General features: G+C 65.1%; 20 protein-coding genes, 1 tRNA gene and 1 pseudogene. 14 read left to right on the forward strand and 8 right to left on the reverse strand.

Features of this window, described 5'->3' with window-relative positions:
• Positions 1–147: 147 nt before the first annotated feature.
• Complete coding sequence (locus M9945_RS16055; RefSeq protein WP_367945401.1) at positions 148–1026, reverse strand: ATP-binding protein; 879 nt, start codon at positions 1024–1026, stop codon at positions 148–150.
• A 172-nt stretch (positions 1027–1198) separates the two neighbouring features.
• Between M9945_RS16055 and yajC the strand changes: the two genes are divergently transcribed.
• From yajC to M9945_RS16085, 6 genes are all read left to right on the forward strand, one after another.
• Positions 1199–1534, forward strand: coding sequence for a preprotein translocase subunit YajC (yajC, locus tag M9945_RS16060; RefSeq protein WP_367945402.1), 336 nt, complete (start codon positions 1199–1201; stop codon positions 1532–1534).
• A 68-nt stretch (positions 1535–1602) separates the two neighbouring features.
• Positions 1603–4164, forward strand: coding sequence for a protein translocase subunit SecDF (gene secDF, locus M9945_RS16065; protein WP_367945403.1), 2562 nt, complete (start codon positions 1603–1605; stop codon positions 4162–4164).
• 7 nt (positions 4165–4171) lie between these two features.
• Positions 4172–4561, forward strand: a complete 390-nt coding sequence (locus tag M9945_RS16070; protein ID WP_367945404.1) for an Mth938-like domain-containing protein — start codon at positions 4172–4174, stop codon at positions 4559–4561.
• Between the two features lies 1 nt (position 4562).
• Positions 4563–5408, forward strand: coding sequence for a phytoene/squalene synthase family protein (locus M9945_RS16075; protein WP_367945405.1), 846 nt, complete (start codon positions 4563–4565; stop codon positions 5406–5408).
• A gap of 67 nt (positions 5409–5475) precedes the next feature.
• Positions 5476–5895, forward strand: coding sequence for a hypothetical protein (locus tag M9945_RS16080; RefSeq protein ID WP_367945406.1), 420 nt, complete (start codon positions 5476–5478; stop codon positions 5893–5895).
• 13 nt (positions 5896–5908) lie between these two features.
• A complete protein-coding gene (locus M9945_RS16085) occupies positions 5909–6868 on the forward strand; it encodes a sterol desaturase family protein (protein WP_367945407.1) in 960 nt (319 codons plus the stop codon).
• Here the strand turns inward: M9945_RS16085 and M9945_RS16090 are convergent, their stop codons facing one another.
• From M9945_RS16090 to M9945_RS16100, 3 genes are all read right to left on the reverse strand, one after another.
• Positions 6869–7711 (reverse strand): crotonase/enoyl-CoA hydratase family protein, encoded by an 843-nt coding sequence (locus M9945_RS16090; RefSeq protein ID WP_367945408.1) that lies wholly within the window; start codon positions 7709–7711, stop codon positions 6869–6871. It abuts the gene before it with no gap.
• Positions 7712–7734: 23 nt separating this feature from the next.
• Positions 7735–9159: a methylenetetrahydrofolate--tRNA-(uracil(54)-C(5))-methyltransferase (FADH(2)-oxidizing) TrmFO gene (trmFO, locus tag M9945_RS16095; RefSeq protein WP_367945409.1), complete on the reverse strand. Its 1425-nt coding sequence runs from the start codon at positions 9157–9159 to the stop codon at positions 7735–7737.
• A 196-nt stretch (positions 9160–9355) separates the two neighbouring features.
• Complete coding sequence (locus M9945_RS16100) at positions 9356–9496, reverse strand: DUF1127 domain-containing protein (protein ID WP_367929324.1); 141 nt, start codon at positions 9494–9496, stop codon at positions 9356–9358.
• 249 nt (positions 9497–9745) lie between these two features.
• Between M9945_RS16100 and M9945_RS16105 the strand changes: the two genes are divergently transcribed.
• The 4 genes from M9945_RS16105 (at position 9746) to tig (ending at position 13221) form a co-directional block, all read left to right on the forward strand.
• Positions 9746–10861: a DUF2157 domain-containing protein gene (locus M9945_RS16105; RefSeq protein WP_367929325.1), complete on the forward strand. Its 1116-nt coding sequence runs from the start codon at positions 9746–9748 to the stop codon at positions 10859–10861.
• A complete protein-coding gene (locus tag M9945_RS16110; RefSeq protein WP_367929326.1) occupies positions 10858–11439 on the forward strand; it encodes a GDYXXLXY domain-containing protein in 582 nt (193 codons plus the stop codon). Before M9945_RS16105 ends, M9945_RS16110 begins: the two co-directional genes overlap by 4 nt.
• Positions 11440–11561: 122 nt before the next feature.
• Positions 11562–11646: transfer RNA gene (locus M9945_RS16115), tRNA-Leu, on the forward strand.
• A gap of 81 nt (positions 11647–11727) precedes the next feature.
• The gene (gene tig, locus M9945_RS16120; protein WP_367945410.1) at positions 11728–13221 is read left to right on the forward strand and encodes a trigger factor; all 1494 of its coding nucleotides are present in this window, start codon (positions 11728–11730) and stop codon (positions 13219–13221) included.
• 92 nt (positions 13222–13313) lie between these two features.
• Here tig and M9945_RS16125 read toward each other — a convergent pair.
• A pseudogene (locus M9945_RS16125) lies at positions 13314–13475 on the reverse strand (JAB domain-containing protein); the annotation flags it as partial.
• Positions 13476–13582: 107 nt separating this feature from the next.
• Positions 13583–13813 carry a helix-turn-helix domain-containing protein gene (locus tag M9945_RS16130; RefSeq protein WP_367929328.1) on the reverse strand — a complete coding sequence of 77 codons (231 nt, stop codon included), beginning with the start codon at positions 13811–13813 and terminating at the stop codon, positions 13583–13585.
• Positions 13814–14610: 797 nt separating this feature from the next.
• Between M9945_RS16130 and M9945_RS16135 the strand changes: the two genes are divergently transcribed.
• From M9945_RS16135 to M9945_RS16150, 4 genes are all read left to right on the forward strand, one after another.
• Positions 14611–14772 carry a hypothetical protein gene (locus M9945_RS16135; RefSeq protein ID WP_367929329.1) on the forward strand — a complete coding sequence of 54 codons (162 nt, stop codon included), beginning with the start codon at positions 14611–14613 and terminating at the stop codon, positions 14770–14772.
• A 132-nt stretch (positions 14773–14904) separates the two neighbouring features.
• Entirely contained in the window at positions 14905–15279 is a 375-nt protein-coding gene (locus M9945_RS16140) for a hypothetical protein (protein WP_367929330.1), read from the forward strand.
• Positions 15280–15328: 49 nt separating this feature from the next.
• Positions 15329–15898, forward strand: coding sequence for a hypothetical protein (locus M9945_RS16145; RefSeq protein WP_367929331.1), 570 nt, complete (start codon positions 15329–15331; stop codon positions 15896–15898).
• Between the two features lie 122 nt (positions 15899–16020).
• Complete coding sequence (locus M9945_RS16150; protein WP_367929332.1) at positions 16021–17370, forward strand: tetratricopeptide repeat protein; 1350 nt, start codon at positions 16021–16023, stop codon at positions 17368–17370.
• A gap of 108 nt (positions 17371–17478) precedes the next feature.
• Here M9945_RS16150 and M9945_RS16155 read toward each other — a convergent pair whose 3' ends face one another.
• The gene (locus M9945_RS16155; RefSeq protein WP_367929333.1) at positions 17479–17661 is read right to left on the reverse strand and encodes a hypothetical protein; all 183 of its coding nucleotides are present in this window, start codon (positions 17659–17661) and stop codon (positions 17479–17481) included.
• 305 nt (positions 17662–17966) lie between these two features.
• Positions 17967–19156 (reverse strand): IS3 family transposase gene (locus M9945_RS16160; RefSeq protein WP_367945411.1). Its coding sequence is split into 2 segments (ribosomal slippage): positions 17967–18904 and positions 18904–19156, totalling 1191 coding nucleotides; the frame shifts between segments, so codons are not numbered across the junction.
• Positions 19157–19411: the final 255 nt, after the last annotated feature.

Here is a 19411-nt window from a genome sequence, read left to right on the forward strand (position 1 = left end):
AAAGACTTCAACCAGAAGAAAGACCGGCGGGCGTCGTATCTCCAGTCCGGCTCGCCTTCCTCGCCCGCCCACCGGCGGGCGATTTTTATTCGATCGCTTTCCGCAATTCCGGACGGAAAACTGCTTCGCACTTTTCCTGGAATTGCTTTACGCGTCCAGCCGCCGTCCCATGCGCCCGGCGAGGTCCTGCACGAACTGCCAGGCGACGCGACCCGAGCGGCTGCCGCGCGTCGTCGCCCATTCGAGCGCCTCGCTGCGTAGCGCCTCCGGGTCCGTCTCCAGCCCGTAGTGGCGGACATAGCCGTCGATCATCTCGAGATACTCGTCCTGCGAGCATTTGTGAAAGCCGAGCCACAGGCCGAAGCGGTCCGACAGCGAGACCTTCTCCTCCACCGCCTCGCCGGGATTGATCGCGGTCGAGCGCTCGTTGTCGATCATGTCGCGCGGCAGGAGGTGGCGCCGGTTCGAGGTCGCGTAGAAGATGACGTTGTCCGGCCGGCCCTCGACGCCGCCCTCCAGCGCCGCCTTCAGCGACTTGTACGAGGTGTCGTCGTGGTCGAAGGACAGGTCGTCGCAGAACAGCACGAAGCGGAACGGCGCGGATTTGAGAATCGACAACAGCTTCGGCAGCGTGTCGATGTCCTCGCGGTGGATCTCGATCAGCTTCAGCGGCGGCTCGCCCTCGGCCAGGTCGCGGTTGATCGCCGCATGCACGGCCTTGACCAGCGACGACTTGCCCATGCCGCGCGCGCCCCACAGAAGCGCATTGTTGGCCGGCAGACCGGCGGCGAAGCGGCGGGTGTTGTCGTCGAGGATGTCGCGCACCCGGTCGACGCCGCGGATCAGCGCGATCTCGACCCGGTTGACGCGGTGGACCGGCTCCAGCCTGCCGGCCTCGGCCGACCAGACGAAGCAGTCGGCGGCGGCGAGGTCCGTCGCCTCCGGCTCGCGGGGGGCGAGGCGGGCTATCGTCGCGATCAGGCGGTCGATCTTTTCTTCCAGCGTTTCGGGCAGCATATCTTTCATGACGGCAACGGCTTCCATTTCAGGGGGCGGGCGCACTTCCGCCTAACATGCCTGCCGCCCGGCGAAAAGCGGGCGGGCGCGGTTGCATTGGCGTGGCCAACCATTATATTCCGGCCACTTTTCATGCGGCCGGTCGGCGGCCGTTCCGCACCTCTGCTTCAGGAGTTTCTCCATGTTCGTTACCCCGGCCTATGCCCAGGGAGTCGCTGGCGGCCCCGACGTCTTCATCAGCATCCTGCCGTTCGTGCTCATCTTCGTCATCATGTACTTCCTCATCATCCGGCCGCAGCGCCAGCAGATGAAGAAGCGCGGCGAGATGCTGGCGGCGGTGCGGCGCGGCGACACGGTCATCACCGGCGGCGGCCTGATCGGCAAGGTGACGAAGGCCAACGACGACGACCTCGAAATCGACCTCGGCAACGGAGTCAAGGTGACGGCGCTGCGCGCCACCATCGCCGACGTGCGCGTCAAGGGCGAGCCGATCGCCAACCAGAACGCCAAGAAATAACCGCATTCGCGGCCAATGCGGTGATGTGCGGCGCGGGCCGGACCCGCGCCCGTCAGGACGGATAGACGATGCTTCATTTCTCGCGCTGGAAGACGATCTCGATCTGGCTGGTGGTGTTCCTGGCGGTCATCGTCAGCGCTCCCAACCTTCTGCCGCAGTCCACGCTGGCATCGTTGCCGAACTGGCTCCCGAAGCAGCAGCTGACGCTCGGCCTCGATCTTCAGGGCGGCTCGCACATCCTCCTGCAGATCGATCGGAACGACCTGATCTCCGACCGGCTCGAGGGGACGCGCGACGACATCCGCACCGCGTTGCGCGACGCGCGCGTCTTCTATACCGGCCTTTCGAGCACGGGCCACAACGTCCAGGTGCGCATCCGCGACGCCGAGCAGATCGATGCGGCGAAGGCGGCGCTCGCCAGCCTGACGCAGCCGGTCTCGTCCGGCATGTTCGGCACCGGCAGCGTCGTCGAGCTGACGATGGCCGAGCCGGAGCCCGGCCTTCTGCGCTTCACCCTGACGGACGAGGGCATCAATTACCGCGTCGGCACGGCGGTCAACCAGTCGGTCGAGGTCGTCAACCGCCGCGTCAACGAGCTTGGCACCACCGAGCCGATCATCCAGCGCCAGGGCAACGACCGCATCCTCGTGCAGGTGCCGGGCCTCGACGACCCGCAGCGGCTCAAGGACATCCTCGGCCAGACCGCGAAGCTGACCTTCCAGATGGTCGACCAGTCGATGCCGGTCGAGGAGGCGATCCAGGGTCGCCCACCGTCGGGCACGACGGTGATGTATTCCAACGACGAGCCGCCGGTTCCCTATATCATCGAGAACCGCGTCATCGTCTCGGGCGAGAACCTCGTCGACGCGCAGGCGACCTTCGACCAGCGCACCAGCGAGCCGGTCGTCTCGTTCCGCTTCGACAACCAGGGCGCGACGCGCTTCGGCCAGGCGACGCAGCAGAATGTCGGGCGGCTGTTCGCCATCATTCTCGACAACCACGTCATCTCCGCCCCGCGCATCAACGAGCCGATCCTCGGCGGGTCGGGGCAGATCTCCGGCAGCTTCACCGTCCAGAGCGCCAACGACCTCGCCGTGCTGCTGCGCGCCGGCGCGCTGCCGGCGGACCTGACCATCATCGAGGAGCGCACCGTAGGCCCCAGCCTCGGGCAGGATTCGATCGAGGCCGGCACCTTCGCCACCGGCATCGCGGCCGTGCTCGTCTTTGCCTTCATGGTGCTGGCCTACGGCAAGCTCGGCGTCCTCGCCTCGATCGGCCTCGCCGCCAACCTTGTCATGATGATCGCCATCCTGACCACGCTCGGCGCGACGCTGACGCTGCCCGGCATCGCCGGCATCGCGCTGACGCTCGGCATGGCGGTCGACTCCAACGTCATCATCTTCGAGCGCGTGCGCGAGGAGCGGGCGCAGGGGCGCTCGCTGATCCAGTCGCTCGATTCCGGCTTCCGGCGCGCGCTCGCCGCCGTGGTCGACGCCAACCTGACGACGCTGATCGCCGCCGTCATCCTGTTCTACATGGGCACCGGCCCGATCCGCGGCTTCGCCGTCACGCTCGCCATCGGCATCGTCACCACGGTGTTCACCGCGTTCACGCTGACGCGCTGGCTGATCGCCGCGTGGCTGAAGCGCAGCCGGCCGACCGAGTTCCCCTCCGGCCTCGTCCACTATCTGCCGCTCGATCCCAAGGTCAACCTGATGCGCTGGCGCAATCTCGCCTTCGCGTTCTCGGCCGCCGTCTCCCTCTTCATCGCGGTGATGTTCTTCGTCGCGCCGATGAATCTCGGGATCGACTTCCGCGGCGGCTCGATGATCGAGGTGCAGGCCAAGGACGGCACCGCCGACGCCGGCGACGTGCGCGCGCGCCTCAATGCGCTCGACATCGGCGAGGTGCAGGTCCAGGAGTTCGGCAATGCCGAGCTGATGATCCGCGTCGAGGGGCAGGCGGAGGGCGGCGATACCGCCGAGCAGAGCGTGGTCGACAAGGTGCACGGCGCGCTCGACGCCGACTACGAGTTCCGCCGCGTCGAGGTGGTCGGCCCGACCGTCTCGTCCGAGCTGGCGTGGAGCGGCACCATCGGCGTCATCGCCTCGATGATCGCCATGCTGCTCTACATCTGGGTGCGGTTCGAATGGCAGTTCGGCGTCGGCGCCATCGTCTCGACGCTGCACGACGTCATCTTCATGGTCGGGCTCTACGTTGTGTTCGGCTTCGAGTTCAACCTGGCCAGCATCGCGGCGATCCTCACCGTGGTCGGCTACTCGATCAACGACACCGTCGTCATCTACGACCGCGTGCGCGAGAACTTGCGGCGCTACAAGAAGATGCCGGTCGTCGACCTGATCAATATGTCGCTGAGCCAGACCCTGTCGCGCACCTTCATGACCGGCCTGACGACGCTGTTCGCGCTGACGGTCCTTTACCTTTGGGGCGGCGAGGTCATCAGCGATTTCATGTTCGCGATCCTGATCGGCGTCCTCGTCGGCACCTATTCGTCGCTGTTCATCGCCGGGCCGATGCTGATCCTGTTCAAGCTCCGGCCGGAGATGTTCGGCAGCGAGGAAGACGACAAGGCGGTGGCCAAGGCCAAGACAGCGGGCGCGAAGGCCTGAGCGAAGGATGGGCGGGGGCATCATCATTCGCGAGGCCCATTTTCCGGGGCGCGCGCCGATCGACGCCTACGGCAATGGCGGCTTCCGTTTTGCCGACATGTCGCATCGCGGCTCGATCCTGTGTCTGCCTTCCGGCATTCACGGCTGGGAGCCGCAGAACCCGGCAGCCTTCACCGCCGAGGACTTTGCTGCGGCGATCGCCGAGGCGGAGGGGATAGACATCCTGCTCGTCGGCTGCGGGACGGATCTGCGGCCGCTGCCGGCCGGGGTGAGGGCGGCGCTGGGCGCGACCGGCATCCGCGCCGAGCCGATGTCGACGGGCGCGGCCGTGCGCACCTACAACGTGCTTCTCGCCGAGGACAGGCTGGTCGCGGCGGCGCTGGTCGCCGTCGAATGACATGGCGGATCCACAAGGCATAGACGACAGCCAGACACTGCGCCGCAGCGACCCGGATCGCTATCTCTCAACCCTCTACGCGCCGCAGGCCGTGCGCGCCGATCTGACGGCGCTCTACCTGTTCAACGCCGAGATCGCCTCGATCCGCGACCGCATCCGCGAGCCGCTGCCGGGCGAGGTGCGCATCCAGTGGTGGCGCGACATGCTGGCCGGCGGCAAGCCGGCGGCGGGCGGCTACCCGCTCGCCGAGGCGCTTCTCGATGCCATCCAACGCCATAACCTGCCGCTCGACGCCTTCGACCGCTATCTCGAGGCGCGGATATTCGACCTCTACGACGACCCGATGCCGTCGCGCGCCGATCTCGAGGGCTATTGCGGCGAGACGGCCTCGGCGGTGATCCAGCTCGCGGCGCTGATGCTGGAGCCCGAGGCAGCGCCCGCCTTCGCGTCGGCTGCCGGCCATGCCGGCTGCGCGCAGGTGATTGCCGGGCTGGTGCGGCTGATGCCGCTGCACCGCGCGCGCGGCCAGTGCTACGTGCCGGCCGACATCCTCGCCGCCGCCGGGGCGAGCCGCGACGACATCGCAGGGACGGGAGAGAGCGAGGCGGCGCGGCGCGCGCTCGCTGCCTTCATCGAGCTCGGGCGCGAGCATGCGGCGCGGTTCGCTGAGGCGGCGAAGGGCATGCCGGTGTCGCTGCGGCCGGCCTTCCTGCCCGCTTCGCTCGCCTTCCCCTATCTCAAGCGCGCGGCCGCTGCCGGGGCGCAGCCGCTGCGCCGGGTGGTCGACATCTCGCCGCTGCGCCGCCACTGGACGATGCTCCGCTTCGCTGCGCGCGGCTGGGGATAGCCTGCTTTGACGCCGCGATGGCGACTGCGCTAGCATCTTTAGACGACGGGGGAGGGTGAAGGCCGGGATGAGCCTCGGGCTGCTTGTCGCAATGGTGGTGATCGGCGTTTCCGGCGTGGTGCTCCTTGTGCACCTGACCGGCGGCAGCCGGCGCGCGCGGCTGGCGGACGAGGCCGCGGCGCGGGCGCGCTTCGGCGTCGACTACCCCGATCCCGCCATCGTCGCGGTGCACCTGACGCAGGACGGCGACGCCGCGTTCCTTGCGCTGGACGACGGTCGCGTCGGCATCGTCGCCGCCGTCGGCGACCGGTTCCTGACGCGGCTGGTCGGCGCGGCCGATCTCGCCGGGGCGCCGCGCGTCGCCGGAGCCACGCTGATGCTGCGCCTCAGGGACTTTACATGGCCGGGCGGGGCCTTCACCTTTGCGGCGGAGGGTGAGGCCCGTGCGGTCGCGGCGCTGTTCGCCGCGCCCGGCCGGCAGGCCTGAAGGAGGAAAGCCGATGGACGGATACGCGTTTCCGGATATGACGCAGCTTGCGATCCCGTTTTTCGTCGCCGCCATCCTGATCGAGCTGTGGCTGGTGCGCACCGGCCGCGCCAGGGGCGAGTTCGAAACGCGCGACACGCTGACCAGCCTGATGATGGGCGTCGGCAACGTCGCTGCCGGCCTGCTGCTCGGCTTCGTCTCCTATTCGGCGCTGCTGTGGGTGTGGCAGTTCCGCGTCTTCGATCTCGGCACTGCGTGGTGGGTGATCCTCGCCGCCTTCCTGCTCGATGATCTGCGCTACTACTGGTATCACCGCATCGCCCACCGGGTGCGCTGGGTGTGGGCCGAGCACATCAACCACCATTCGAGCCAGCATTACAACCTGTCGACCGCGCTCCGGCAGTCGTGGACGGCTCTGTTCACCGGCATGTTCGTGCTGCAGGCGCCGCTGGTGCTTCTCGGCTTCCACCCGGCGGTGATCGTCTTCGTCTTCGGATTCAATCTCGTCTACCAGTTCTGGATCCACACCGAGACCATCGGCAAATTGTGGCGGCCGGTCGAGTTCGTCTTCAACACGCCGTCGCACCACCGCGTCCACCACGCCACCAATCCGCGCTATCTCGACGCCAACTATGCCGGCACGCTGATCATCTGGGACCGGATGTTCGGCACCTTCGTCGAGGAGCTGGAGGAGGACCGGCCACGCTATGGCATCGTCCACAATATCGGCACGTTCAACCCGCTGAAGGTGGCGTTCCACGAATGGATCGCCATGTTCCGCGACGCGTTCGCGCCGGGGCTGACGCCGCGCCAGCGGCTCGGCTACCTGTTCCGCCCGCCGGGCTGGAGCCATGACGGCTCGCGCGACACCTCGGAGAGCCTGAAGGCGGCCTATGTGCGGCGCAACCCTTCAGAGGCCGGCAAGCCCGGTCTGCCCGGGGCTTCCGGGGCAGGCGTTGCGCCGGGCGAATAATCAGCCGAGCTTCCGGTCCGAAAGGAGGTCGGCGAACTCGGCTTCCTGCTTCGTCATCTTCGCCTGCACCGCCGCTATCAGCTCGCCGGGGCGCAGCATGCCGGCATTCCATGTCGCGATATAGTCGAGGCCGTCGGCCACCGAATGGTCGCGGGCATAGGCGAGGTTGCGCTTGATGCCGGCGATGGCGAGCGGCGAGCGTTTCGCGATGTCATGCGCCATCTGGCGCGCTGCATCCATCAATGCCTCCTTGTCCGCGTGGACAGCGGAAACGAGGCCGATGGCCTTCGCCTCGTCGGCCTGGAAGCGGCGGCCGCTATAGGCGAGCTCGGCCGCGACCGCAGGCGCGATCAGCTTCGGCAGGCGCTGCAACGTGCCGACATCCGCCGCCATGCCGATATGGATCTCCTCGACCGAGAAATAGGCGTCGGCGCTGGCGATCCTGAGGTCGCAGGCGGTGATCATGTCGATGCCGGCGCCGACGCAGGCGCCGTGGATCGCGGCGATTACGGGCAAGCGGGCGCGCTCCAGCGCGTTGAAGGCGTTCTGGAGCGACAGGATCAGATCGCGCATCGCATAGGCGGCGCGGCCGGGCTCCTGCTGGAACAGGCCGGCGAGCGAGGCGAAGGCGGCAAGGTCCATGCCGCCGGTGAAGTGCCGGCCTTCGCCGGCAAGGATGGCGCAGCGAACGCTCTCGTCGCGGGCGAGCGCATCGACGATGCGCGGCAGGTCGGCCCAGAAATCGGGCGTCATCGAGTTGGCCTTGTCGGGCCGGTTAAGGAGAATGAGCGCGACGGGGCCGTCGCGCTCGACCCTGAGGAAGGTGCTGTCGAGCGTGGTCATGGAAATCCCCCCTGAAACGTGCGCTATTCGGCTGCTACCGTCAGCGGCGCCAGCCCGAGCCAGGCGCGGCAATCGGCGAGCGCGCGGCGGGCGAGCGCCTTCTTCTTGGCGAGCGCCTTGTCCTTGCCGCGGAAACGGCCCTCGAAGCCCTCCGGCTTCAGCTTGGTTCCCGCCTCGAGCGGCGGGAATAGGCCGAAATTGACGTTCATCGGCTGGAACGAGCGCTTGCCCGGCTCGTCGTCGGACACGAGGTGCCCGCCGGTGATGTGGCCGAGCAGCGCGCCGAAGGCGGTGGTCGGCGGCGGCGGCGCGATCGCGCGGCCGAGGCGTTGCGCGGCGGCGAAACGGCCGGCGAGCAGGCCAATGGCGGCCGATTCGACATAACCCTCGCAGCCGGTGATCTGGCCGGCGAAGCGCAGGCCGGGCCGGCTCTTCAGTTGCAGCGTCGAATCGAGCAGCGTCGGCGAGTTGATGTAGGTGTTGCGGTGCAGGCCGCCGAGCCGCGCGAACTCGGCCTGTTCGAGGCCGGGAATGGTGCGGAAGATGCGCACCTGCTCACCATGCTTCAGCTTGGTCTGGAACCCGACCATGTTGTAGAGCGTGCCGAGCGCGTTGTCCTGCCGGAGCTGGACGATCGCGTAGGCCTTCACCGTCGGGTCGTGCGGATTGGTCAGGCCGATGGGCTTCATCGGGCCGTGGCGCAGCGTCTCGACGCCCCGCTCGGCCATCACCTCGATGGGCAGGCAGCCGTCGAAATAGGGCGTGCCCTCCCATTCGCGGAACTCGGTCTTCCCGCCCTCGATCAGCGCGGCGACGAACGCCTCGTACTGCGCCTTGTCCATCGGCAGGTTGATGTAGTCCTTGCCGGTGCCGCCGGGCCCCACCTTGTCGTAGCGCGACTGGAACCAGGCGACGTCGAAGTCGATGGTGTCGAAATGGATGATCGGGGCGATGGCGTCGAAGAAGGCGAGCGCGTCGGCCCCGGTCTTTTCGGCGATGGCCTCAGCCAGCGACGGGGCGGTCAGCGGTCCGGTGGCGATGATGGCCTGGTCCCACTCCTGCGGCGGCAGGCCGGCTATTTCCTCGCGCACGATGGTGACGAGCGGATGCGCTTCGAGCTTCGCCGTGACGGCGTCCGAGAAGCCGTCGCGGTCGACGGCGAGCGCGCCGCCGGCGGGCACCTGGTTGGCATCGCCCGACGCCATGATCAGCGAGCCGGCGAGGCGCATCTCGGCGTGCAGCACGCCGACGGCGTTGGTCTCGGCGTCGTCCGAGCGGAAGGAGTTCGAGCAGACGAGCTCGGCGAGCCCGTGCGTCTTGTGCGCGGGCGTCTCGCGCACGGGGCGCATCTCGTGCAGGACGACGGCGACGCCAGCCTCAGCGATCTGCCAGGCGGCTTCGGAGCCGGCGAGACCGCCGCCGACGACATGAACGGGCTTGATTGTCATGGAAGGGGAATTAGTCCCGGCGGCGCAGGAATGCAATCCGGGTGCGGGCTAGCCATGGCCCGAAAAGAACAACACCCGCCGGGGGAGGAGGTCCGGCGGGTGTCGTTATAGCGGCCGACAATCGGGAGGAGGTGATTGGCGGCCTTATCCACCAGAACCTGGGAGGAGGACGGTTCTGGCGAAATCTGCGGAACTATCAGACCGACTTGCGGGCGACGAAGGGAATCTCGCCGCGCGAAATGCCGAGGTCGTTGAGTTCACGGTTGGACAGGCGGCTCAGCTCGTTGACCGTGTCGCGGTAGCGGCGCCAGTTGCGGTAGTTGCGGATCAGGTTCATTTCAGCACCTATTTGCGTTTTCTTACGCGTTCGTTCTCGTTCGATGGTTGGAAGATAGACACTTCCTCCGGCGATTTGAAGTGCTGATGCTGCATAGCAGCAATGCGGTTTGTGCATCGCAATATCCACTTTTCTTTATCTGTATGGCAAAGTGGTGGCGGAATCGGCTATGTAGCCGAATTTCCGACATAATCGGCCGGCTTTGTTCCCACGTGACCCGGCTTTGCCCGAGCGGAAAGGGAGCGGCTGATGGCCTCCTACCTGTCGAAGATCAAGCGCGACATTTCGCGCTGGCGCGAAGCCGGATTGATCGACGAGAAAACGGCGCGCGCACTTTCGCTCGACGCCGAACGAAATTCGGGCAGCTCCGTCTCCTTCGGCTCGGTGCTGGCGATGATGGCGGCGGCGCTGTTCGCCGCGGCGGTTCTGATCTTCATCGCCGCCAACTGGGAGGCGTTTCCGCGGCTGGCGCGCGTCGGCATGCTGTTTTCGCTCATCCTTGCCGGCTATGTCGGCGGGGCGGCGCTCAAGCTGTCCGGCCGCGAGGCGGCGGGCGAGGGCGCCTTCGTGGTGGCCGCCGCCGGTTTCGGCGCGTCCATCGCGCTGATCGCGCAGATCTACCACATGTCGGGCGACGAGGCCGAGGCGGTGTTCCTCTGGGGCGCTGGCACGGCGCTCGCCGCCGCGATCCTGCGCTCCGGCGCGCTGACGGCCGGCGCGGCGCTGCTTGCCGGCGCGTGGATGCTGATGAAGGCGTCGGACGGCTGGACGCTCGCCGCGCTGCCGCTGTCCTATCTCGCCGTCGCGGCCGTCCTCTACGCGCTGTCGTTCTGGACGCGCAGCGTCCTTGCCCGCCATCTCCTTCTCCTGTCGCTCTATCTGTTCGCCTTCCTGTTCTACTGGCGCGACGAGAGCGCGTTCACCGCTCCGATCCTGCTGATCGCGGCGGCGAGTGCCGCGTTCGTCGCCGGCCGCCTTTATCCGGAGCAGGCACAGCGCCTGTCGGGCCTCGGCGAAGGCTTGTCGGTGCAGGCGCTGGCCGGCTTCCTCGCCGGCATCGGCACGATCCAGATCGCCCTGGTCGAAAAGCCCGACTTCGTCTACCCGACGGTGGTGGCCTTCGCCGGCATCGTCGCGGCGCTGCTGGTCGCCGGGCGCGAGAACCGGGCGCTGCGCTGGTTCGCCTATGCCGCCTTCGCCTTCAATTTATGCTTCCTCTATGTGGTGATGCTGGGAACGATGATGGACACGGCCGCCTTCTTCCTGCTGGCGGGGCTGACGCTCTCCGTGCTCGCCTGGCTGATCGCGCGCTTCGAACGGCGCATCGCCGCAGACGGGCCGGGCCTTGCGGGAGACGCGGCATGAGCGGGCGGCGGTGGATGATGGCAGCGGCGGCGCTCGTCGCCGTGCTGCAGATCGGCTTTCTCGCCTCGATGATCACCGGGCGCGCGGCGGTGCTGCGCGACGGGCGCGAGGTGGTGCTGGCGGTCGAGCCGGTCGACCCGCGCGACCTGCTGCGTGGCGACTACGTCACCCTGTCCTACAACATCTCCCGTGTGCCGGCCGCCCTGTTCCCCGAGCCGCCGGCGCAGGAGGGCGACGAGGGCCGCCGCACCGTCTTCGTGCGGCTGAAGCCCGACGAGAACGGCGTCTTCCAGCCGGTGGCGGCGCGCTACGACGCGAAGCCCGAAGGCGCGCCGGCGCCGGACGAGGTCGATATCAGGGGCTCGACCCGTTCGCGATGGACGGCCGACCCGTATTCCATCTCGATCCGCTACGGCATCGAGCGCTTCTACGTGCCCGAGGGCGAGGGCAGGGCGATCGAGAGCAACCTCGCCGAACGCACCTTTCGCATGAAGGTCGCGGTGGGAGAGGACGGCGCGGCGCAGATCAAGTCTTTCCATGACGGCGAGACGATGCTTTACGCCGAACCGCTCTATTGAGCCGGTTTTCATCTCGCCGCGGCAAAAATAGCCGCGTGGTGCGGCAATTTTCCTTTGAACCGTCCGCCCCCGATGATATAGAACCACGCGCTTTCAGGGGGCGGATGCGCGCCCCGTGGAAAGCGGGTGTGGTGGAATTGGTAGACACGCGGGATTTAGGTTCCCGTGACGCAAGTCGTGAAGGTTCAAGTCCTTTCACCCGCACCAGGCCACTCCCGGCGAGGATTTCACGCAGGCTGGACGGCACGACGCCGGCCTGCCGGCTTTGACGAAAACGAAGGTTTTGAGATGCAGGTAACCGAAACGCTCAACACGGGACTGAAGCGCCAGATCAAGGTGACCGTCCCGGCCAAGGATTTGGAAGCAAAGCTCGTCGAGCGGCTTTCGGCGGCCAAGGACAAGGTCCGCATCAACGGCTTCCGCCCCGGCAAGGTGCCGCTCCAGCATCTGCGCAAGGTCTACGGCAAGTCGTTCATGGCCGAGGTCGTCAACGAGATTCTCTCCGACTCGACCCGCTCGATCCTCGCCGACCGCGGCGAGAAGGCGGCGATGCAGCCCGAGGTCTCGATGACCGAGGACGAGAAGGAAGCCGAGAAGATCCTCGCCGGCAACGCCGATTTCGAGTTCTCGCTTGACTACGAGGTGCTGCCGCCCATCGAGGAGAAGGACCTCTCGGCGATCTCGATCACCCGTCTGGTCTATGACGTTCCGTCCGAGGAGGTCGAGGAGCAGGTCGAGCGCGTCGCCGATTCCGCCCGCAGCTGGGAGTCCAAGAAGGGCAAGGCCGCCAATGGCGACCGCGTCACGATCGACTATCTCGGCAAGGTCGACGGCGAAGCCTTCGACGGCGGCAAGGACGAGGACGCAGAACTCGTTCTCGGCTCCAACCGCTTCATCCCCGGCTTCGAAGAGCAGCTCGTCGGCCTGAAGGCTGGCGAAGAGAAGGTCATCACGGTCACCTTCCCGGCTGACTACCCGGCCGCAAACCTCGCCGGCAAGGAAGCCACCTTCGACATCAAGGTCAAGGATGTCGCCGCTCCCGCCGACGTCGAGATCAACGACGACCTCGCCAAGACGCTCGGCCTCGAATCGGCCGACAAGCTGCGCGAAATCGTTCGCGGCCAGATCGAAAGCCAGTACGGCTCGGTCACCCGCCAGAAGGTCAAGCGTCAGATCCTCGACCAGCTCGACGAGATGTACAAGTTCGACACGCCGGAACGTCTGGTCGAAGCCGAGTTCGAAAACATCTGGGCGCAGGTCAATGCCGACCTCGCGCAGGCCGGCCGCACCTTCGAGGACGAGGAGACGACCGAGCTTGAGGCCCGCGCCGAATACCAGCGCCTGGCCGAGCGCCGCGTCCGTCTCGGCCTCGTGCTGGCCGACATCGGCGAGAAGGCGAGCGTCCAGGTCTCCGACGACGAGCTGCAGCGGGCGCTGTTCGAGCAGATCCGCCGCATCCCGCAGAGCCAGCAGCAGCAGGTCTACGAGTATTACCGCTCGAACCCGGGCGCGCTCGCCTCGATCCGCGCGCCGCTGTTCGAGGAGAAGGTGGTCGATCACCTGCTCGGCGTGATCTCGGTCGCCGATCAGAAGGTCTCGAAGGACGAGCTCCTCGCCGACGACGAGGCCGAGACCGAGACCAAGGAAGCCAAGAAGCCGGCCAAGAAGGCCACTTCCAAGGCGAAGGCGGCCGATGCCGCCGAAAGGGGCGAAGCAGGCGAAGGCGAGAAGAAGAAGGCCGCGCCGAAGAAGAAGGCCGCCAAGGGCGACGCCGGCGAGTAATCTTGGCCTCGTCTCACGAATAAGGAAAAGGCCGCTCGATGAGCGGCCTTTTTGCTTTTTGTGGGAATCGGTTGGGCGATTTTCTTCAGGTCTTAGATCAGTTGCAGGCCCTTGAGGCTGGCATGGCCGTTGCGGCCAACGATGATGTGGTCGTGGACGGCGATGCCGAGCGGTCTGGCGGTCTCGACGATGGTTCGCGTCATCTCGATGTCGGCGCGCGAGGGGGTCGGGTCGCCGGACGGGTGGTTGTGGATCACCCATCTTATTTCTCTAAGTGGCAGTAATCAATCATCAATTCTGTCAAGCAGCGGAAAGAGGGGGCGGTTTTTGGGTGCGCAATAGCAGACCGCCCCCGCTCCAGTCATCGTTGATCCCCGGCGGTCATGTGGTCGACTTTGGCGGCACGGCAGGTCACGACGTTCTTCCGGTCCCATTGGTCGAGCTGCTCGGCGGAGTAGAGGACGGATTTTCCGACCTTGATGAAGGGCGGGCCGATCCGCTGCGATCTCCAGTTCTTCAGCGTCCCGGTTGAGATCGCTCCCCGGTATCGATCGGAAACTTCTTCCGGGGTTAGATATTTCGGTTCAGTCATGGTCCGTATCTCCTCATACCGTTGACGCACGAGGGAGTGGACCGCAGCTTTCGCCCAACGTGAAGCCGGATTCGGTCGTAGTAGGGATACTGCGGGACGAGGGATAAACATCGGAACGGTTGCGATGCCTAGCCCGTCCTCGCATTGAACATCAACGTGATCTTGTTGGTCCCGGCCTGCTTGTAGGCGCCGCAGCCTTCACAGTCCGATGGAAAGTCATACACCGTGAGGGGTATGACTGACGTCCCTCGTTGCCCTGAAATCAGGACAGGGATATTGGTAGGGATCGCACAATGGCTACGACAAAACTTCCGGGACGTCTCGCGGTAGCAGCAGGCGCTTTGTGCCTGTTTGCCATGTGTGACATCGACACCGCCATGGCGGCCTGCAACATGAATGTTGCCGTCCGAAACACCGGCGCTCACCCGATAACCATAGTGAGCGACACGGCCAAGATTCGCAGCCGTGTCGGTATCGGCCCGGCAGCCGCTCCCGGTCCTTGGCGTCCGTTGAGCAACGGCGGTTGGTTCGCGAACAATTTCACGGTCGAAGCCGGTGCGAGTCGTTCGCGGGTTTATGCCGCTGACTTTGGGTGCGACGCCCGTCGCCGCGTCTCCCTTACCTATCGTTGCCGAGGCGGAGCCAAAGAGGGGCAGACGTTCTCGCACTATGCACCCTCGTCCTCGGGCTGGACCCGAGACTCCAACATTACGATGCGGCTAAATCGGTGCAACTGAGCCTTGAGCATCCCGCACGGCCGCACGATGCATTCGGGCGTCTAGCAACGAGAGGGTCCAATGACCGGAGCGACGACGAGATGGAGACTGATCCTGTCGGTGGTCGCCATCATCGTCACCGGCGCGTTGCTGGTTCTGGTTGTCGCGGAGATGCCGATGGGCTGTACCCAAGCGCGGGTTTTCGACACCAATACGATGGAGGATCGACTTGAGTGTGAGTAAACACAACGCTTCTAGAGGTAGAGGCATCGGGCTGGGTGTGCCTCATTCAAAAGAGGACCATCGGCGTAGCTCGCCAGGTGATGCGACACTCGTCGGTTTGAAGCTGCCCAGCAACATCAAGCAAAAATCGCCATGAGAATGGCGGTCATTTTGGCACTTGTGCTGGTCGCAGGTTCTGGGGGCGTTTCTCCCGCATCTCGCGGCGACTTCCTGCTCGACGCGTTGGGCTACGTCTGCCGAAGCGCCGAAACCGGCTCCGTGCGCGGCATGCTTCACCGCCGGGATGGCCGCTTCACCTGGTCGGAGAGCGATAGAGGGCTGGAAATATCTCAGGAAGAGCTCATGGCGAGCATTGATGACAACCGGATCATTCTAAAGGGAGAGGGTCGTTTCAGCCGTTTCGGCATCGTGTGGATACAACTCCCCGACGGGGCGGCACTACCCCTAAGACACTTCGCGATCTACCACGCAACCGGCGCTGTGCTCGCTTGCTCGCCGGAGGGCTGACCGCCGTCGAATATGATGTCCAGCGTCGGCGTCTCTGCGAATTGGGTCCATGACAGAACGTATCGAGTGGCAACAATATCTCCGCCCCGAAGAGCGGCTGTTGTGGCAGGGCCGGCCGGAGCCACCTGCCAAGCCGATGCTGTGGTCCCCGATGGAACCCGGAGCGCGAATTGCTCTGTCCCTTCTCCTTGGCGGCCTGTCAGCTACTATAGCCTTGTTGTTTCTTCCCCGAATGAACGGTGTCTTTAGTCTGTTGGTGTGGGCTCTGATCCTGCCGATGCTGTTGGCCATATGGTTCTTCAATGGCGGGCAGTCGATTTGGACACGGTTCTGGCTCCTGCGTGACGAATATGCGTTGACGGACAGGCGCGCAATCGTAGCGCGGCGCGTATTCGGGAAGTATTGGCTACACTCGGTGCCGATCGAGAAGATGACGCCGCCTCGCATCGCTCAGCAGGGGCCGGTTGCTCACCTGAACTACCGCAGCTTCACCTACAGAGGCACGACGGGCGCGAGGCCATCCTACAGCTATGCTTTCCGATATATCCGAGAGGCGGGGCATGTGGCGCATCTCCTGGAGCACCTCCTCAAGGGCGCGGATCGACGGCCAGGCCCGTGACAATGCCGGTGGCGGGCGGTCGTCGCTTCGACGCTCATACACCTGGAGGGGTATGACGCAGCCTCGCGGGTATCAGAGCATCGGACGGCCACCGATGTTTTGCGCAAGTGGGAGGAAGACGCATGCGCCACATGAAGCGCCTGCGGGAAAATGGTTCGGCTGGCGCCGTATTGCTGCTTGGCCTTGTCTTGTCCTCGGCCGTGATCGCTCCAGGTGTCATGGCTGGCCCGTCCCTGGATTCCTGCGCCGCCGCAGCGTCCAGCCAGTTCGAGAAGGGCTTTGAATCCATCGGTATGGACGCGCGGCAGATCGATGCAGAGTCCGCGATACCCACCTGCACGGAAGCGCTCGAACAGGAGCCGAATTCTGCCCAGATCAAGGCTTGGCTGGGCCGTGCATATTTCGCTGCCGGCGATACCGAGAACGCAGCTCGATTGTTCGAGGAAGCCGCCGAAGCAAGCAATGTCGTCGCCCTCGCAATGTTGGGGGACATGCTGATCACAGGGAACGGCGTGCCGCAGGATATGGCAAGGGGTGCGCAATTGCTGATTGAAGGCGCGGAGGCAGGATTCGCGCTGGCGCAGAACAGCCTCGGGGTCTCTTACGAATATGGAGAGGGTGTGGCCCAGGATTACGCGGCGGCGGCCCGCTGGTATCGCGCCGCCGCCGAGCAGGGGATGAGCAAGGCCCAGGCCAACATCGGCTTCATGTACCAGGAAGGGCTGGGTGGTCTGCCGCGCGACTATGTGGCTGCAGCCGCGTGGTACGAGCGCTCGGTTGCGCAAGGCGATCCCTCCGGCCAGGTGAAACTGGGCAAACTGCTCGAGGAAGGGCTAGGTCAGCCGGCCGATCTGGCACGTGCTGCCGAGCTTTATCGGCTCGCCGCTGCTCAGGGCGAAAAATTTGGCCAGAACAATCTCGGCTTCTTCATCGAGAACGGTATCGGTATCCAAGCCGATCCTGCTGCCGCCGCCGAGCTCTATCGCCTTGCCGCCGACCAGGGTCTGGCGCTTGCTCAACACAATTTGGCGATGCTTTACGAGGCCGGGCGCGGCGTGACACAGGACTACGAAGCTGCGATCGCCTTCTACAGGCGAGCCGCGCAGGCGGGCGAGGCCGTTTCAGCCGTAAATCTGGGTCTGCTTTACCTCGAAGGAAGGGGTATCGACATCGACTATGGCGAGGCGCTCAAATGGACCCGGATAGCCGCCGATCGGGACCATCCGGTTGCCCTCAACAACCTTGGACACATGTATGAGAACGGCTTGGGTGTTGTCGCCGATCGGCAGGCGGCAATAGGCTATTACAGGCGCGCAGCGGACCTTGGCTATGACTTGGCCGCGGACAACCTTGTGAGGCTTGCCGGCGCTGGCAACGTCAGCGGCGGCGACAAGACCAAGCCCATCAAGGGCCTTCTCCAGCGGGAACGAACGGTCGATGTAGCACGCTATTCCCGCACACCGGACATGTAGGCGTCTTGCTGGCCGTGTGGGCGTAGTCCTAACGAGAAAACGCGTTCGCTCGCTTTGTCTAGGTCGAATAGGTACGGCGTTCAGCGCAGTCCGCTTCTTTCCGACAAGCTACCGGAACAGGTCGCCGGTCTTCGGATTGACCCGTCTGTAGTGAGCCCTGGACGGCTTGGCCAATCCAGCTTTCCTCCGTCCGCCCCGGCGTGTCGCTGCGAGAAAGAAAACCGCGCCGATGCCGGCAAGGATCATCACGATGGCGACAAGCACAATCAGATTCACCCATCCTGCCGACATTGCCTGCTCCCATTGATTCTCAAAGACTGTTGGGGCCTTCTGGACTGATCCCAGGCCGGTCGCCGCCGTGCGTCTCGTGGAGGCCAAGTGTGGCGTATCATGGATTCCCCCAACCCGGAAAAGAGGAACTGGGCGAAATACAAGACCATGAGAACGAAAGTCAAAAAGCCGAGACGAACTCGCTCCTTCCTATAACGCTCGTCCACCAATCCGCCGCGAAAGGCACGCAGCGTTGAGCCCAACCCCGGAAGCGCAGAACCGCTCTCGGCTACGGCATCGGCGCGCAATGACCTGCCACTGAACTGTCATCCAGCGGCGGTTAGAGCCTCGACCGTTTCTGTTACGCCGTAGGGCGCGGGTTGAGCAACCGGTGGAGACGCGAAGCCCTTATCGAGCGAAGCGTCGGAGCCGGTTGCGGCGAGGGTTCCGGCGAAGGCCGCCGGGGTCTGGTAGCCGAGCGAGGAATGCGGCCTCGCGGTGTTGAAGTCCTGCCTCCATTCGGCGATGGCGCTGCGCGCGTGGTCGATGCCGAAGAACAGGCTCTCGTTCAGCAGCTCATCGCGCATGCGGCCGTTGAAGGATTCGACGTAGCCGTTCTGCATCGGCTTTCCGGGCTCAATGTAGTGCCATTCCACGCGGTGATCCTTCGACCAAGCAAGGATGGCATTCGAGGTGAACTCGGTGCCGTGATCCGAAACGATCATGTCTGGCTTGCCGCGACGGCTGATCAGATCAGTCAGCTCACGTGCCACCCGACGACCGGAGATCGATGTGTCCGGGATCGCGGCCAGGCACTCGCGCGTGACGTCATCCACGATATTGAGCACGCGAAAGCGCCGCCCGCAGGCGAACTGATCGTGCACGAAGTCCAGGGACCAGCGCGCGTTCGGTCTTGCCTCGACCAGGATCGGCGCCCGCGTGCCAACCGCGCGTCGCCGCGCCCGGCGCTTGCGAACGGTCAGCCCTTCCTCGCGGTAGAGCCGATATATGCGGTTGATGCCGGATGGCTCCCCTTCCCGCCGCAGCAGGATGAACAGACGTCGATAGCCGAAACGCCGGCGTTCATTGGCAAGGTCGCGTAGCCTGCCGCGAAGTTCGGTCTCTGGAGGACGGCAGGACTGGTAGCGGACCATCTTGCGATCGGCACCGACGAAGGAACAGGCCCGACGCTCCGACAGGCCCATCACGGCCTGCAGATGCGCGACGGCTTCGCGCTTGGCGGCGGGCCCTACCATTTTTTTGACAGCAGCTCGCGAAGTGCCGAGGCTTCCAGCATCTGGTCGGCGAGCAGCTTCTTCAGCTTCGCATTCTCGTCTTCCAGAGCCTTCAGGCGCTTGGCGTCGGACACCTCCATCCCGCCATACTTCGCCTTCCAGTTATACAGCGTCGCCTCGCTCACCCCGTGCTTGCGGGCCAGATCGGCCGCCTTCGCACCCGCCTCGTGCTCGCGCAGAACCGCGATGATCTGATCTTCCGTAAACCGCTTCCGCTTCATCTGTCCGTCCTTCAATCGAGGCCGGACTCTAACTCCAGGTGGAGGAAAAACTCAGTGGCAGGTCAGCAACGCAAAGAGCCAACGGAAAGCCAGGAAAATCCAGATCAGGAAGACAGCACCCTGAAACGCCAGAAAAGTGATGGAGATTGTGAGCATAGCGGTCTGTAGTCTCTTGTTGAACGGCCCTGCTGAACCCGTTGCAGCTCAGTAGTGCATAGCAGAAGTAAATTCGGGAGCTTGCGCGATGGCCGCCAC

The sequence above is a fragment of the Aquamicrobium sp. genome (assembly GCF_023954335.1).
In the GTDB taxonomy this organism is placed as follows: domain Bacteria; phylum Pseudomonadota; class Alphaproteobacteria; order Rhizobiales; family Rhizobiaceae; genus Aerobium.